Source organism: Vibrio maritimus (assembly GCF_021441885.1).
Classification (GTDB): Bacteria; Pseudomonadota; Gammaproteobacteria; order Enterobacterales; family Vibrionaceae; genus Vibrio; species Vibrio maritimus_B.
Window position 1 is genome coordinate 2,670,704 of record NZ_CP090438.1, and the last position, 15,681, is coordinate 2,686,384.

General features: G+C 48.0%; 18 protein-coding genes. 2 read left to right on the top strand and 16 right to left on the bottom strand.

From position 1 onward, the window contains the following. Window positions 1-39 precede the first annotated feature (39 nt). From LY387_RS12090 to flgB, 16 genes are all read right to left on the bottom strand, one after another. Window positions 40-1,047, bottom strand: a complete 1,008-nt coding sequence (locus LY387_RS12090; protein ID WP_234494310.1) for a hypothetical protein — start codon at window positions 1,045-1,047, stop codon at window positions 40-42. A gap of 48 nt (window positions 1,048-1,095) precedes the next feature. Next, a complete protein-coding gene (locus tag LY387_RS12095; protein WP_234494311.1) occupies window positions 1,096-2,100 on the bottom strand; it encodes a FliG C-terminal domain-containing protein in 1,005 nt (334 codons plus the stop codon). Window positions 2,101-2,122: 22 nt separating this feature from the next. Continuing rightward, the gene (fliF, locus tag LY387_RS12100) at window positions 2,123-3,796 is read right to left on the bottom strand and encodes a flagellar basal-body MS-ring/collar protein FliF (RefSeq protein WP_234494312.1); all 1,674 of its coding nucleotides are present in this window, start codon (window positions 3,794-3,796) and stop codon (window positions 2,123-2,125) included. A 14-nt stretch (window positions 3,797-3,810) separates the two neighbouring features. Continuing rightward, window positions 3,811-4,188, bottom strand: coding sequence for a flagellar hook-basal body complex protein FliE (gene fliE, locus LY387_RS12105; RefSeq protein WP_234494313.1), 378 nt, complete (start codon window positions 4,186-4,188; stop codon window positions 3,811-3,813). A gap of 26 nt (window positions 4,189-4,214) precedes the next feature. After that, window positions 4,215-5,069, bottom strand: a complete 855-nt coding sequence (locus tag LY387_RS12110) for an OmpA family protein (protein WP_234494314.1) — start codon at window positions 5,067-5,069, stop codon at window positions 4,215-4,217. Between the two features lie 8 nt (window positions 5,070-5,077). Then, window positions 5,078-5,959, bottom strand: coding sequence for a flagellar hook-associated protein FlgL (gene flgL, locus LY387_RS12115; RefSeq protein WP_234494315.1), 882 nt, complete (start codon window positions 5,957-5,959; stop codon window positions 5,078-5,080). 12 nt (window positions 5,960-5,971) lie between these two features. Then, the gene (gene flgK / locus LY387_RS12120; protein WP_234494316.1) at window positions 5,972-7,363 is read right to left on the bottom strand and encodes a flagellar hook-associated protein FlgK; all 1,392 of its coding nucleotides are present in this window, start codon (window positions 7,361-7,363) and stop codon (window positions 5,972-5,974) included. Continuing rightward, a complete protein-coding gene (locus tag LY387_RS12125; protein WP_234494317.1) occupies window positions 7,363-7,971 on the bottom strand; it encodes a rod-binding protein in 609 nt (202 codons plus the stop codon). The genes flgK and LY387_RS12125 overlap by 1 nt, the downstream gene beginning before the upstream one ends. Further along, the gene (locus LY387_RS12130; protein ID WP_419153409.1) at window positions 7,968-9,116 is read right to left on the bottom strand and encodes a flagellar basal body P-ring protein FlgI; all 1,149 of its coding nucleotides are present in this window, start codon (window positions 9,114-9,116) and stop codon (window positions 7,968-7,970) included. Before LY387_RS12130 ends, LY387_RS12125 begins: the two co-directional genes overlap by 4 nt. Beyond that, window positions 9,116-9,778, bottom strand: a complete 663-nt coding sequence (flgH, locus tag LY387_RS12135) for a flagellar basal body L-ring protein FlgH (protein ID WP_234496110.1) — start codon at window positions 9,776-9,778, stop codon at window positions 9,116-9,118. The genes LY387_RS12130 and flgH overlap by 1 nt, the downstream gene beginning before the upstream one ends. A 115-nt stretch (window positions 9,779-9,893) precedes the next feature. After that, window positions 9,894-10,679: a flagellar basal-body rod protein FlgG gene (gene flgG / locus LY387_RS12140; RefSeq protein ID WP_128649155.1), complete on the bottom strand. Its 786-nt coding sequence runs from the start codon at window positions 10,677-10,679 to the stop codon at window positions 9,894-9,896. 11 nt (window positions 10,680-10,690) lie between these two features. Beyond that, a complete protein-coding gene (locus LY387_RS12145; protein ID WP_234494318.1) occupies window positions 10,691-11,425 on the bottom strand; it encodes a flagellar hook-basal body complex protein in 735 nt (244 codons plus the stop codon). A gap of 4 nt (window positions 11,426-11,429) precedes the next feature. Next, complete coding sequence (flgE, locus tag LY387_RS12150; RefSeq protein WP_234494319.1) at window positions 11,430-12,677, bottom strand: flagellar hook protein FlgE; 1,248 nt, start codon at window positions 12,675-12,677, stop codon at window positions 11,430-11,432. Between the two features lie 165 nt (window positions 12,678-12,842). Further along, window positions 12,843-13,508, bottom strand: a complete 666-nt coding sequence (locus LY387_RS12155; RefSeq protein WP_234494320.1) for a flagellar hook capping FlgD N-terminal domain-containing protein — start codon at window positions 13,506-13,508, stop codon at window positions 12,843-12,845. Between the two features lie 62 nt (window positions 13,509-13,570). Continuing rightward, a complete protein-coding gene (gene flgC / locus LY387_RS12160) occupies window positions 13,571-14,017 on the bottom strand; it encodes a flagellar basal body rod protein FlgC (protein WP_128649153.1) in 447 nt (148 codons plus the stop codon). Between the two features lie 39 nt (window positions 14,018-14,056). Further along, entirely contained in the window at window positions 14,057-14,404 is a 348-nt protein-coding gene (gene flgB / locus LY387_RS12165; RefSeq protein ID WP_234494321.1) for a flagellar basal body rod protein FlgB, read from the bottom strand. Window positions 14,405-14,527: 123 nt separating this feature from the next. On the opposite strand from flgB, the gene LY387_RS12170 reads away from it, so the two are divergent. Next, a complete protein-coding gene (locus LY387_RS12170; protein WP_234494322.1) occupies window positions 14,528-15,295 on the top strand; it encodes a FliM/FliN family flagellar motor C-terminal domain-containing protein in 768 nt (255 codons plus the stop codon). Next, the gene (locus LY387_RS12175; RefSeq protein WP_128649150.1) at window positions 15,288-15,680 is read left to right on the top strand and encodes a FliM/FliN family flagellar motor switch protein; all 393 of its coding nucleotides are present in this window, start codon (window positions 15,288-15,290) and stop codon (window positions 15,678-15,680) included. Before LY387_RS12170 ends, LY387_RS12175 begins: the two co-directional genes overlap by 8 nt. Window position 15,681: the final 1 nt, after the last annotated feature.

Consider the following 15,681-nt stretch of genomic DNA (forward strand, 5'->3'; position numbering starts at 1 on the left):
ATCTCTATAAGGCTATAACGACAACAAATTGATCCCATTTCAGTTTTTTCTCAATAGCTTGATGACGTTGTCACGACTTGGCCCCTGAAAGCTGTTGTGAATGGATTGCAAAGACGTTTTAGGGCTGGCACTAACCTGCTCTTTAAAGCTCCCTACCTCTCTCAACTCTGGGTGAGAGCAGAACGCAATCAGTTGATTCGCTTTTTCTTTTTTAATCTTTAGCACCTTGGATAAGGCCAAATACATCTTGTTTACTCGCTCTAATACGCGCTCTATCTGGGCGACAGCGCCCTTCTCATTGACTGCTAGCTGAGTGATATGCTCCAGTACAGGTTGTATCGGCAGGGCATTCACGGCGATAGGCGCCCCCTCCGCATAACGTCCACCTTGTCCCGACACGTAAACTTGGCCATCCCATTGACGCCACTGAGCATCAGGAATACCAATCACCAACTCCTGCTGCTCGTTGAGCCTGAGCTGTAACTGAGCAAAGGCAAACATCATCTTAAACTGCTCAAGTAGCACCTCTCTGTCTTCCGTCCGCTCAAATGCTAGCGCAACCAGCCGGTTATTTATGTACAAAGAGACCACCTCATCCCTATAACGCTCTCGATTCATATCGAGCCCTGGAATGGTAAATTCCACCAGCACACTGTCAGTCTGAACAGGTGCAAAAGTCGAATCCAACACATAACGACCAAACAACTGTTTCTTACTCCAGAACATGACTGTCTTTTTGATAACATCAATCTGGTTCGCTTGGGATGGCGTGTACTGAGGCAGCTCAGCCAGTCTGCGCAATTTGAGCAGCTCACTGGCACAAGTACGCAGCACCTCACCAGCCAGAATCAGCTGGCTGTACCCCTTGTGAGATTCAGAAACTTCTGCAATGAGCTTTGGTCTTTCATGCAAATTCAGTTGCAGCATTTGTGGGTTAAGCGTTGTATGGGGGCTCGGCCTATGCTGCAGTTTTTCTGGTTTACGAATACGGCTTGCGGTTGCCGAGCTCACCCCGCTTTTACGCAGTCCTATGCTTGTTAACTTCATCGCCTCTCCTTGGCACTCGGGTGTGCTTCACCTTTCTGCGAATCCCACCTAGGTCAGTCTTGGTTCGTTAGCAAAGTTGAGCTTGATCTGCCCTTCGGCTTGCAGCTCTTTTACAATATCAATAATCTCTTTGCGAGCTTGCTCAACCTGACTCACTGGCACAGCACCAATGCGAACCAAGTTCTCTTTCAGTTCAGTCGATACACGCTGTGGCATGGAATTAATAATGTAGAGTCTGCACTCTTTGTTGGTACCTTTAAGCGCATACGCCCAGCACTCTAAACTCACTCGTTCGTTGATGACATTGATGGTCTCTAAGTCTTGATTAAATAGGGTAAAGAAATCGAACATGGCTTCTTCCACCATCTCCGCGGTTTGTTTATCCCTATCGTGCAAGTATTCGAATAGATGATTCTTGTTGCCGGAGTAGCGATTGATAAGATTGGCCACCACCTTCGAGCCCTGCAAGCTTGAAGAACCACCACTGTGATAATTGATTTTGCAACGGTCAATTAAGTCCTTTAAGGTTTCCATGAGACCCGAAGTCAGAACCTGGGTTTTAGAGATCTGTAAAATCAATTCATGGCACTCTTTCTCTTCGTATTCGTCCATGACTCGACCACTGTATTCCAACGGCAAATGGGCGATCAGCAAGGCTTGCAGATTGATATGCTCTTTTCTGAGGTCATTGACCAAGAGGTCTGGTGGGATCCATGCCAGTTTTTCCGCATGGGAGCGGATCTCGTCGCCATAAATTTCTGAGACAAGGTCACGTGCCAAATTACCATTGAGGGTCTTTTCGAGCACATTAGTAATGTACTTTCGCGTCCCCCCTAAGATGCCAGAGTGACGCCTAAAATCATCAAAGAAACCGCTTAAGGATATCATGGCATCGGCCGCTTTAATGTCTTGCATCTTACTCATCGCATGGGTGATTTGCTTGATTTCTTCATGCGTGAAGCCTTTTAGGACTTCCGCTCCTATATCTTCCCCCATGCTTAGTACCAACATGGCAACGCCATCGACGGATTGATAGGTTTGTTTGTCATCCATGATTACTCCCCCGCTATTTAGACTATGCCTGTATCCATGTTCTCAGGATTTCTGCCACTCGATTTGGGTCTTCTTTGGCAATGAGTTTTAAGTGCTGTATTTGCACTTCTAATGGACTGTCCGCCGAAGGCAGGTTGTCATCGAGTGCTTTTATCCCTGTCGCGTCAATGCCGAGCGCTTCGAGTTTCGACTCCATAGCGGCTTGAGCATCACGCTCCTCTTTAGTGATGAGGTTGTCGTAGTCCATGCTTTCCGCTTCGCTCTCTTCTCGCTCAGCTGATTTTGTGAGGTATTGGGCGAGTGGTTTAAGTACAACCATGATCATTAGGCCACTGAGCATAACGCCCAGTAGGTACTTGAGCGGCTGCATGATGTTCATGTTCTCGAACCAAGGAACCTGTACTTGTTCTGGAATCGCAGCGACGACAAACGGGAAGTGGGTGATATGGATATTGTCGCCACGCTGTGCTTCAAAACCAATAGCAGATCGCACAACATTCTCGATATTTTCAAGCTCTTCTGGTGTCCACGTTTGGTTCGGGTTGGCTAAGTCATTAACCACAACGGATACGGAAAGCTTGTTCAATACCCCTTGTTGGTGTTGCACATGTCTAATCTTCCCGCTGACCGCATAATCGCGGGAGGTTTCACTTCGATTCACTGTTGAGTTGGGGTCAGGTTGTTCTTCGGCATCAGTCACTGGCGGCGTGTTGCTCAAGGCACCAGGAATACCCAGCGCCATAGAAGATTCATTGACGTCGCTGAGTAAGGTTTCCTTGCGCACCACAGGGTCTGCGTAAATCTCTTCCGTTTCCTCTATTTTGGAGAAGTCTATATCGCTCGCAATCTGTACCCTGAAATTACTAACACCGAGAATGGGCGTAAGCATATCGGTCGCTTGAGCCACTAAGGTGCGCTCGACATTGCGTTTGTAGTCACTTTGCTTGCCTGAAGTCACCGTGATGTCTCCGACCGTGGCATCGTTCGACAATAGACGACCGTGCTGATCTACGACGCGCACATGTTCCGACTTCAATCCGATGACTGCGCCCGATACCAGGTTAATGACCGACTCGACTTGCGAGGGCTTTAAGTCCATGCCATTGATGATATGCACGATGACCGATGCCCTTGGCTGTTCAGCTTCTTCTCGCATGAACAAGCTTTCTTTGGGAATAGCCAAGTGCACCCTTGCCAGACTGACCGCACTCATGGTGGTAATACTTCGTGCAAGCTCGCCTTCTAGCGCATGCCTATACCTTGCGTTCTCCATAAACTGGCTCTCACCGAGCCCTTTGCTACTGTCTAGAGAATCAAAACCACTGGGCAGTTGCTCCTTTAAGCCCTTGGAAGCCAATATCATTCGTATCTTGGCAACGTCTCTCTCTGGTACCAGGATTTGTCCGTCATCTTGGCTTAGCTGATAACGTATCGTCTCTTCATCCAACATCTGCAAAATCTGACTGGAGTCGTAATTAGACGATTTGCTGTATAACGGACGATAACGCTCAGCTGATGTCCAAAGCATAATCACTATGATAGCGGCAGTGATGGTCGCAAAAATCGTGATGATGATGACGTTGCGCTGCGAGCTTTGCCAAAATCCGGCAAACCACCCTGATGCTTGACCCAGCTTCTCTTTCGCCGCCCCTAAGTTATCGGATAGCGCGGGTTTGTTCTCCACCTCAGTCGCCATATGCTTTCCCTAGCCTAAATTGGCATCTTGATGATGCTTTCAAAATTCGACACCATCTTGTTACGCACTTGCATCAGTGCATTGAACGACAAACTCGCCTTCTGAGACGCTATCGTGGCACCTAATAGATCATCGCTTTGCCCAAGCTCGACTGCGGTGATCTTCTCCGACGCATGAGCTTGGTAATCGTTGACGGTATCAATCACACCTTTTAGCGCCTTACCAAACTGCAAACTGTTCTCGGCAACCGAACTCTCCGCCACTTTACCGACCGACTGATAAGCATTCGTTTCAACGGATTTAACAGACAGCGGATTGCTCGCTATCGATTGTGCGGATGCCATTTTGTCCAACATCTCCTGCTGAAGCTGAATGACGCTGATCTTGTCCATTCTTTTGTCCTTGTTTTTATTGTTTTCTACTTCCTAACCAGTCGAATTTCGACACGCCGATTCTTGTTTCTTCCCTCAGGGGTAGTGTTGTCATACTTGGGATACCGGTCGCCATGACCGCGAATTTCTATCATGGATTTTGACACCCCATTTTCTACAAACCACTCAGCGACATCTGACCCCCTCTGTTTGGAGATCTGCAAATTGGCAACAGAGTCACCTGAGTTATCGGTATAACCATCTATCAGCACTCGGACTATCTTTTGGTCACGCTTAATTAACGTACTGATGTCATTAATGATTTGCTTTTGTGTTGAGGTAAGCTCAGTCGAGCCTCTGGCAAATAAAAGCTCGACTTGTCTGGCATGCTGAAAGTTCACAGGTGGGAGCTGATAGCGGCACTCATTAAACTCTGTGAACGCTTGATTGAAGTGCGTTGTCGGGAAATAGACATCAAAATCCATCGCGTTAATGTTAAACCACGCTCCTCCAGCCATGTCAGCAAGCAGCAAATCAGCGCCATCTTTAGTGACGAGCTTAGTGCCACTACGAGAAATATTCTCGATGGTTGTGGTGGAATAGGATTTAGAGATCCCCCAAACCGGCTCTGTGGTATTGAAGGACGTCGATTTTGGTAACGAACGAACGCCACGCTTTTCGACGCCTAACTCCAGCGGCTCGGACGCCACTAGCGAAAACTGAACCCGGAATCCTGTGTGCGGATCTTTAGCGGCTAAGATGCAGCGATCCACCTTAGCTTCAAACTGCCATTTCACCGCGTCAAAGGGAACAATGTATTTTTGACCAAGCGCCCCTATGGGTAGCAATGAAGCCATCATTACTATTTTTCGCAACACCTTGCCTGCAAACACAGTTCTCATCCGTTCACCTAAATCAAGTCAAAAAGCGAAATGCCAGCAACTCGAGCGAAGGTTTTCTGAGTCGCTTCTAAGGCAATCATGCTTTGATTGAGCTCTGTTGATGCTTCGGCATAATCGAGCTCTTCAAGACTGGTGGTGACCGTCTCAGCAAAGAACACCATATCGATACTGGTCTCTTTTTGCCTATCCAAAGAGTTGTACTGACTACCTATATCGGTCAGTGACTCTAGTATCGTTTGGTGGGCCTGTTGGTTACTCTCCAAGGCATTACCGAGAGCGGCTTCGAAGCCCACGGTAGGTGCTTCAAGCTCCGCGATCGCACTATCTAAGGAAGAAAAAATCACGCTACTACCAATGACATCGGTGATCGTCAGGTTGTTATTCACATACTGGTCATCGCCTACTTTGGTCTGGCGATAGTCATTGTTGCCCGTAAACGCATAAGTGGTTGCATCAATTGCGGCTGTAAAAATATCGGTGCCAGAAAACAAATAGCTTCCCTCGTTTTTTTGATTCAATGTGGTAAGCATTTCTTCTTTAAGGGATTTAAGCTCAAGTACAATACCTGCACGACTTTCTGTGTCGAGTGCGCCATTTTTGCCTTGCAGCAGCAGCTCGTTGATCTGCTGAGAAAGCTCTTCAAGCGTATTAATGTTGGTCTCGTAACGAGTGAGTTGAGACTGAACATTTTCAATGTTTCGCTGGTACTGCTGATTGTCAGAAATGTTCTTCTTGAGCCCTTCCAAACGAACCGCCGCAATAGGATCATCAGACAGATGATTGAGCTTCTTACCGGTCGACATTTGCTCAAACACGCGATTGAGTCGAATGTTGTTGTCCATCAACGCTCGCTGCATGATGGCATTAAACTGTGAGTCGGTGACACGCATCGTCTTCTCTCCTTAGAATGCTTGCAGTAAGGTCTGGAACATTTGATTGGCGGTGCTTATGACCTTCATGTTGGCCTCATAAGCATTGAGATAAAGCATCATATTCGCTGCTTCTTCGTCTGAATTCACCGCACTCACACTATCGCGAATGACTTGGGCATCCTCTAAGCTGATTTGAGCCGCCGTCGATTCACTTTCCGCTTGGCGTGTGAAGATACCGATATCGCCTAGCAATCCAGAGTAAGCGCTATAAAGTGTCTTCCCCGTTACTGAGCCACTCGTGAGTGCCTTTTGCGAGAGCATGGAGAGTTCGGTTAATTTACCTCCATCACCGACTTGCCCTGTGCTGGAAAACGCCAAACGCTCTGGCGTGAGTGTGCTGTTAATGGCGATAGATGAGGCTTCACTGCCCGGAGTTACCACAAATAGATCGCTATTAGGGCTTAATAATTGAGTGCCGTCTAACGCGTATCCACCACTTAGCACACTATTGACCTCTAAGCTCAAGGCGCCCGCCATGTCATTTAGAAGGGTCTTAATAGGTTCATACTGCTGAGTTTTGAGTGCTTCAATCGCACCAAGCTCACCACCCAGAGACGCATCTACTGGGGTTACCATGGTTTGAAATTGGATGTTTAAGTCCGTGCTGTAAGGATCGCTATTGGTAATGTTGCGCTCTAGCCTTGCTGAATAGCCATTGATTACCAAAGGTTGACCATTCGGTGTGGATACCTCCACACCACCAGAGTCTAAGTAGATAACTTGAATATCCACCGATTTGGCAAGCTCATTAAGGTGTTTATCCATGGAATCTTGTAGACCCGAGATGCTTTTGCCTAGCAGCGCATCCGCTTGAAGTTGAGTATTGAGCTTGGCGATGCTTTCAAGCTGACTATTAACGCTAGCAACAACAGCACCATAGCGCTCGCTTTGTGCAGCTTCTTGCTGGTTAAGCTGCCCATAAACCGAGTTGAATTGCTGAGCCAAAGCGTCAGCGTTGGTGAGCACTTGTTGGCGAAATGCCAAACTTTCTGGGGATACGCTCGCCTCATCGATAGCCGCAAAGAAATTATTGAGCCCTGAGGTCAAGCTAAGCCCCTCTGCCCCCAGCATATTCTCTAAGTTAGATAACCCCTCGAAATAGGTTTGCGAATATTGAGCAAGCTCCGTCGATTCGCGCAGTCGATTGACACTTGATTGCTCCGCAATACGAATCACACTACCAACTTCTACACCTGCGCCAAGATTCACGCCATTGATAAAATTACCCGAGGAAGTCGCGGTGAAATTGACCACCTGCCGGCTGTAACCTGGCGTGTTAACGTTAGCCGTATTTTGCGCCGTGGTATTTAAAGCGACTCGGTTGGCTAAGACACCCGATAATCCGATATTGACCATTCCCATTAGCGCTGTCCTCTAAGTTGTTTAGTGCTCTGCAAAGCCTCAATAGCGTCAATATTTGAATGACGAAGTGTTGGGGTCACGTTATGTGAGCCTGTCATCGGAACGCGAGATGCCAGCTGCTGATAGATCATTTCTGCCAGACCAAAGTGAGATTGCTGACTTAAGCTTTGTGCTAACTGAGCATCGAGCATGCCTTGAAACAAACTCGACGATTTTGTGGAGAGTGGATTGTTTTCGTCACTCAAGGCTTCCGTGGCTGCACGCATGCGCTTTAGCATAGATTGAATAAACAAGGCTTCGAACTGCTCAGCGGCAGCCAACAAACCTTGTTGACTGTTGTCATATTTGAGTTTTGAAAGTGAATTCTGGTCGAGATAGAAGTGGCTTGAGGGGCCCATATCTGCTTTGATATGGCTATCAATGTCAGAGCTCGCCGTATGCGATTGTCGCTCAACGCGATTGACCACGTCCGTGAACGCCGGCGGGGTCGAGCTATTCGACCTTTCCTCTACTGGTAGCAGCAATACTGATGCTTTTATCTCACCTGTGGTAAACCCGTCGAGTACGGAGTCTTTGGCAATAATTGCCAGAGCATTGGAGTCAATCATATCACCACCAGCTCCCCGTTAATCGCCCCTACTTCATCGAGGGCTTGTAGGATCTGCATTAAGGCCTCTGGTGTTGCGCCTATATTATTAATGGCATCGACTATCTCTTGTAAATTGGTGCCAGGCGGCCAAACCATGGTCGTGCCGTCATCTTCATCTACGCTGATCTGAGTGTTCTGCACGACCGCCGTTTCACCCGCCGTATTGAAAGCGCCACCCGGTTGAGATACCGACTGTGACTCAAGCACAGTCACCGTGATACCACCTTGGCTTACCGCCGCTTCAGTGACCGTTACTCGTTGGCTTATGACGACCGTACCTGTGCGAGAGTTAAACACCACTTTGGGCATTTTTCGCCCTTCTTCTATCTCGAGCTCCTGAATCATAGCGACAAACATTACGCGGTCTTCACTATCGATAGGTGCTGAAATCTCAACTTGTCCTTTATTAAGAGCCTTCGCTACCTGTCCACCAAAAGTGAGGTTAATGGCTTTGGAAATATTCAGCGCTGTCTCATAGTTAGGGTGTCTTAGCTGCAGTCGAATCGTTGGATCACGGTCCACGCCAGTCGAGATAGCACGCTCCAATGTGGCGCCGTTGGGTATTCGGCCTACGGTAGGCGTATTGCGTGTCACGCTAGTGCCATTCTCACCCGTGGCATTAAATCCCCCGACGACCAAACTGCCTTGCGCTACCGCGTAGACCTCACCATCAATACCTCTTAGTGGGGTTAGCAGCAAGGTACCGCCTCGTAAACTTTTGGCATCTCCTAGCGATGACACCGTCACGGTGACGTTTTGCCCTGGCCCCATGTGCGGCTCTATCGCCGCGGTCACACTGACCGCCGCGACATTCTTCAATTTAGGGTTGGTGGAGTCATCGAGCTGTACTCCGAACTGCTTAATCATGTTCACGACAGATTGCTGAGTAAATTTGACTTGGGACTTGTCGCCCGACCCATCTAAACCCACTACTAGTCCATAGCCAATGAGCTGGTTCTGCCTATCACCATATACGTCTGCGACCTCGGCAATCGGACGCGCAGCCAGGGTTTCAAACGTCATCAGTATCAGGACCAACGCCAACAAACCGCGCAATCCACGGCGCGCAATCACCAATAAATTTTGCTTTTCTTGTGTATTCATTAGAACGGCATCCATGGTGAGTTAAAGAATTGGGTTAACCAACCCGCCGTGTTGCTGTCTGCGAAAGTACCGCGGCCAGCGTAGGTAATGCGAGCATCGGCAATACGCTGCGAAGAGAGGGTATTGTCCGCTTGAATATCATCGACCCTCACATTACCTGTAAGCCGAATGTACTCATCCCCTTGATTGAGTTTGAGCCATTTCTCGCCGCGAACTCGCAGCACACCATTAGGTAACACATCGTAGACGGTCACCGTGATGGAACCCGTAAGTCGGTTACCTTGAGTTGATGCTGCTGCACCGTCGAAGTCACGCGATGCCTCAAGTGATGCCGCGCCCTCTGGGTAGGTGGTAGCCCCTAACGTTGGTGCCGCAACCGCTACGCTCGAATCTTTACCAAATTGTGTCGATGCACTTTTATCAGACTCAGTTTTTTCATCGAGGACGACGGTTAAGATATCTCCGACTCGATAGGCACGACGATCTTGAAACAGAGTCATCGCAGTTTTTCCGGTATAGAGGCTTCCTTTGCTCACTCTCGTCACTTGATAATCGAGTTCCGGTGGTGCGTACGCTTCATCATCCGGAGATGGCGGTATGAACTCTTCTTGCCTGCCTGCGCAGCCAGAGAGGTTGATGACCAATAACGCAACCACAGCCATAAAGTAGATCGCTCCAATGGCATGTCGTTTCTCTATTGCGCCCGTCTTTTTCGACGTTTGTGGTTCCGGCTTAGCCATACGTTCCTCGCATCAGGTCACCTAATCGCGTTTCTACTTAGGACTGCTGCGCAATGTATTGCAGCATTTCATCCGCCGCGCTGACCATTTTGGCACTCATTTCATAAGCACGTTGAGTGGCGATCATATCCACCATTTCTTCCACCACTTGAACATTAGACCCCTCAAGTGCGCCTTGCTTGAGCTGCCCTGAGCCTTCTGTTCCAGCCACTAACTCAACCGCCTCGCCTGACCCCTCCGTTTCTGCAAACAAGTTGCCGCCTTGAGCAGCAAGACCTGCTGGATTCATAAACTTCACTATGGTGATCTGCCCTAACGCCTCTGGGTTCACTTGCCCTGGAATGGTGGCCGTTGCAACCCCATCGGCGGTAATACTGACTAAGGTTGCTTCTGGCGGGATGACAATTTCGGGGATCAGCGGGTAGCCTTGAGTGTTAACCAGCTGTCCATCGGAGTTGGTATGAAACTGACCATTTCGGGTATAGAGCAGCTCACCATCAGAATTCTCTATCTGAAAAAAACCGTCGCCCAAGATAGCGATATCGAATTGCTGATTGGTGTTTTGAACATTGCCTTGCGTGAAGACTTTTTCTGTCCCGACAACCCTAACGCCATTCCCTAACTGAATACCTGTGGGGTGCTCATTGAGCTCGGTCGTTTCGGTACCCGCTTGTTTGTCGACACTGTAAAACAGGTCTTCAAAGACGACTCGGTCACGTTTAAAACCAACGGTGTTAATGTTGGCGAGATTGTTGGAAATGGCCGTCATCTTCGCATCTTGTGCAGCCATCCCTGTTTTCGATATCCATAATGCACTGTGCATTAGAGCCTTCCTTAAGCTTTAAGAAGCTTGTTCCCTATTTGTGCGATTTCATCGGCAGATGCCATCACTTCAATTTGCATCTCGTACTGACGAGTAAGCGACATAATGCTGACCAGTTCCTCAAGGCTGGACACATTACTGGCCTCCAAATAGCCCGACCGGACCTGAACGGTAAAATCCTCCCCAAGCTCATCACCAGCTTTTGGAACAAAGTGACCACTGGCATGCATCGTCATCTGCTCATAGTCTGGCTTCACAAGCTTTAGAGCCCCGACTTCAAGCGAAGCCTCGCCGCCAATTGGGGTCACGGACACTAAGCCATTGCTGCTTATAGAGACAAACTCAAAATCTGGGAGCACCATTGGACCTTCTGTCGACATCACGCGGCGCCCTCCTAAAAAGAGCTGACCATCACCGTCAAGACGAAAGTTACCTGCACGGCTATAGAGCTCTTCAGGTTCATTTTCCAAGCCTTCTAAGGTGAAAAAGCCGTCACCATTAATAGAGACATCAAGTGGTCTGTCGGTACGAATGTCTTCACCCTGACGAAAGTTATTCACTGCCGAGTTGGTGCGAGACGTGACCGACGTCAAAAAGCCAGAGCCTTCAAGGCGCATTGGAGAGGAGTGCTCCATCAAAGCCTTAAAACCTATGGTATCGGCATGGGATAGATTATTGGCACGTACGTGCTGAGCGAGCATGGTTCGCTCAGCACCTTTCGCGGCGCTGAATAATATGGGGTTCATTGTTCTACACCACGTTAAATAGCGCTTGAGTCAATTGATCTGAGGTTGAGATCGATTTGGTATTCGCCTGGTAATTTCGCTGCGCGGTCATTAACGCCACCAACTCGGAGGTTAAGTCAACGTTTGAACCTTCTAGCGCGCCCGAGGTCAAGTCACCAAATACGCCACTCCCAGCAGTACCCAGCACAGGCGTGCCGGAGCTGAAACTTTGCAGCCAAGCAGTATCACTGGTTTTAATCAAATTCTGAGGAGAGGCGAAGTTAGCAAGCACAACCTGACCCTGAAGCTGTGATTGGCCATTGGTATAGGTCGCGTAGATCTTGCCATCGTTTTCCATTCGAACGCTGGCATAGTCGCCGGAGGTATAGCCATTAGGGCTATTCTTTGACACAACAAAATCACTGCCGTATTGAGTAATGCTCGCTAGGTCCACATTAATGTCAAGATTGCTGGCAACTGGCGCTAGAGTCACTGGGATGTTGTAGTTGCCATCCACCGTTAGCGTATTGCTCGCTGCACCTAAATCAAGCGTACCATCATTGCCAAACACCACGGTTTCAACGTCCGATGCGTCCGCGGTGCCACTGCCATCCAAATCAGCTTGAACACCATCAACATAGACGTATAAGTTCCACTCATTGGTGTTAGCAGTCTTCACAAAATATTGGCTTACGGTGTGTGGATTACCTAGTGAATCAAAAACGGGCGTGGTATAGGAGTGGTTGTAGCTATTTGAATCCGTTGGGTCGAACGTCGCACTGGTAGGTACATTTTCTCGTGCATCTAAGTTAGCAACAAAGTCGATGCTGTCCGTTGCCTTGGCTTGTAATGACGCGGTACTGATTTGCACCGTACCCACAGAGCCTAACATCAGGTTGTTGTTCCCATCGACCGAATAACCTTTAAGGGCTGCGCCATTGTTAGCAATGATCTGCCCGTCCGCGTTCATATTAAAAATACCAGAACGGGTATAAAGGGTTTGGCCTTTGTTGTCTTCGAGCACAAAGAAGCCATTGCCACTCAATGCCATATCGAGCGATCGCCCTGTCCCCGTGACCGTGCCGCTTTTCTCAAAGTTCTGAGACACGCCAACAACCTCAACACCGCCCGCTTCGCTTCCGCTATAAACAGAAGCAAATTCGGTCCGTGACTCTTTAAAGCCCGATGTCGAAACATTGGCGATGTTGTTTGAAATGGTATTGAGCTCTGAGTTGGAGGCATTTAGCCCGCTCAATGCAATACTAAAACTCATAATGTCATCCTCTTCATTCCTAAAGAGGCTATCTCCTGGCTCTATGTCCTATTGGAGAACGACAGCCGTCATCTTACTTACCACGGCGCCAAACAAAAAAGAGCGCCAAAATTCAGTTCAAAATAGTAAAAGCGAAAATTAAACCTTTCTGATTAGCTCAAGCAGTTACTGCGAAAAAGCCGCCACGTCATAAAAAGCAACACGCCCAATCCCTTCAACCTCTAAATGGCTAGTCCCATCCATGGCAGGTGTCGTCACCTTCGCTACCGTACCGTGCTGAAAGATGGTCGGGGAATAGCTTTGTCCACTATCTAGGCTTACTCGCATTTGATAGTGACCGTTTAGTCCATGCTGCTGCGCATCAATAGTGAAATTCACTTGCCCAGCAGATTTAGGACCCAGCGGTATCTGTGTCACGTTGCCCGCGCTATCTAAGAGCTCAATCGTGACTGTATTTGAAGGAGCGAGCAGTTCGATATAGCCTTGATTAACACTAGATGGTGTCATCTGAAGCTGATCGCTTCGAACCGTCACACTTTTGTCTACCAAACCAGCGGTACTCAGTACCTGTAAGTTATCGAGCATCGCCGTATTTGACTGCATCAATTGCACCAGATTTTCGGTACTCTCTACCTGAGAAAACTGCGCGAGCTGAGAGACATACTCAGTGCCATCCGTTGGATTCAGTGGATCTTGATTCTCTATCTGAGCCACCATCAAAGTTATGAACTCGTTTTTTAACGCTTCACCACTATTTGGATTGGTCTGAGGCGCCGCAGTCGAGGCTGACTCAATGGTATTGACCTGCGCTGCACCTGATATCGTTGCCATCGTCTTGATTATCCTTTAAAGATGTCCAGTTTGACTCATCGAGCTACAGTAGCCTTACTTAGTTACGACTGATTGCGCCACAAACCAAGCAATGACTGCTGCATGGATTTGGCATTGCCAAGCACTTCCACACTGGCTTCAAAGCTTCGAGTCGCCGACATCATATCTGCCATCTCATTCACCACGTTTATCCCTGAGTAGTAGACGTAGCCTTCGTCATTTGAAAGCGGGTTATCAGGTTCGAATCGCTCTTCCGTCACAGAAGAAACCTCTACCACATCAGCAATACGGATCGGAACAATGCCTTGATGAGCCCCCAGATTTTGAGACAGCTTGGAGTCAAACTGATTGTAGATTGACGAGAAGATCGGCTTGAGTGGTTTGTAAACTTTGGCAGGATCGCCAGACACTGAATCCGCGTTCGCCAGATTGCTGGAGATGGTATTAAGCCTGACGGTTTGAGCAGTCATCGCTGACCCTGCCGTCTCGTAAATTCCGAAGAAAGACATAGTATCCCTACTTAGTTAGCCAACTTCCTAACGTTGTTTTTATTGCCCTTTAATGGCGGACTTTAAGCCGTTAATCTTTGACTGCAAAAAAGCGAGACTCTGGTGGTAGTCCATCACATTCTTAGCAAATCTCGCTTGCTCTGCTTCCAACTCCACCGTGTTGCCGTCGCGCGTTCTTTGTACAGGTATCCGATACAGCATTTGGCTATCGACTTGCCATGTTTTACTGGTACCGATACCCGTCAAAACGGCATTAAACGACACATCAACCGACTTGTAGTTTGGCGTATCCACATTAGCGATGTTTGAGCTTAGTACGCTCGCTCTGTCTAATCTGAACTGCACCATTTGTGGGTGCACGCCCAACGCTTGGTCTAAGTCAATCATGCCTCTTGCCCTCGCAGCGCAAAGTCATATTAATTTGAAATGGAAACCCTATAACCTATAGTTAATGTAAATTATCGTGTCAAATTTGAGAACACGCTCAAAAACAACAAAGGAATACTTGACATGGAGAAAATTCTATTAACTGAATTTGGTAATCCAAATGTCAAAATGCGGAAGTTTTTACTTAAGCACACCAGCCATTTTTCCAATGAAGTGATTGATTTATTCAAGTTTAATTTTGCTGGTAGACACACTAAGGTCACTTTTTCGCAAGCGAGCGATTATCCGGAGAATTCCGTCAAGTCTGTGCTGAACATCGAAGAGTTCGGTAATATTTTTTTCTACATTGAGCCACAAAATCTGGATGTGTTACTCCACCGGCACCTGAGCAGCGACACGCCAGAAGAACCAAAACATCTAGCGAGTTCTGCCTCAGAATTAACTCAGACTCATCTGCGCCTTTTTCAGAAATTTTCAATGGCACTGGCCAATACGATGACGGCAGATGCTAAGCACTATCTTATTGATAATACTGATCACGAACCCTCTAACGTTGGCGTTCGTATCACGTTCCAGTTTGATCACAAAGAGCTATCGATTGTTATCCTCATTGACGATCGTTATGTGAAAAAACTGCGTGAGATGCTGGGCAACAATGAGACATTTGATCGAGATGAGATTCTCAATACCCTGCGGTATCAACCCGTCGAGATGGGCTGCGTCTTGCTGCACGGTCAATGCACACTGCATGAACTTTCCAAACTGGTGCCCGGTGACGTACTCCCTCTGACATTGTGCAAAAACCTCACCGTCAAAGTGAACGGGCATCCTACTTTTTTTGGCAAACTGCAAACGATTGATTCAGAACTGGGAGTAAAGATCGATGGCTGATGATAAACCAACACGAGACATTGATGTCTCCATCGAAGATATGAACCTGCAAGATGAACTGCCTGATCTTGACGATCTCGACTTGGACCTCAACGATCTTGACGATGACGGGATCCACTCTGATCACGCCACCGCTCCGGCAAGCAGTGTCAACCTGCTTAAGAGCATTCCTGTCGACATCACCGTCGAGGTTGCTCGCAAAACGTTGATCTTAGACGAACTCCTTAATCTGAAATCCGGTAGCGTTGTGATGTTGGAAAAACATGAGGGGGACCCAGTGGATATCAAGATAAATGGGACCTCATTTGGTACCGGAGAAATCGTCTCTAAAAATGGGCAGTACGGGGTAAGACTGCTGAGTATCATCAAGAAACCCAACCAATAAG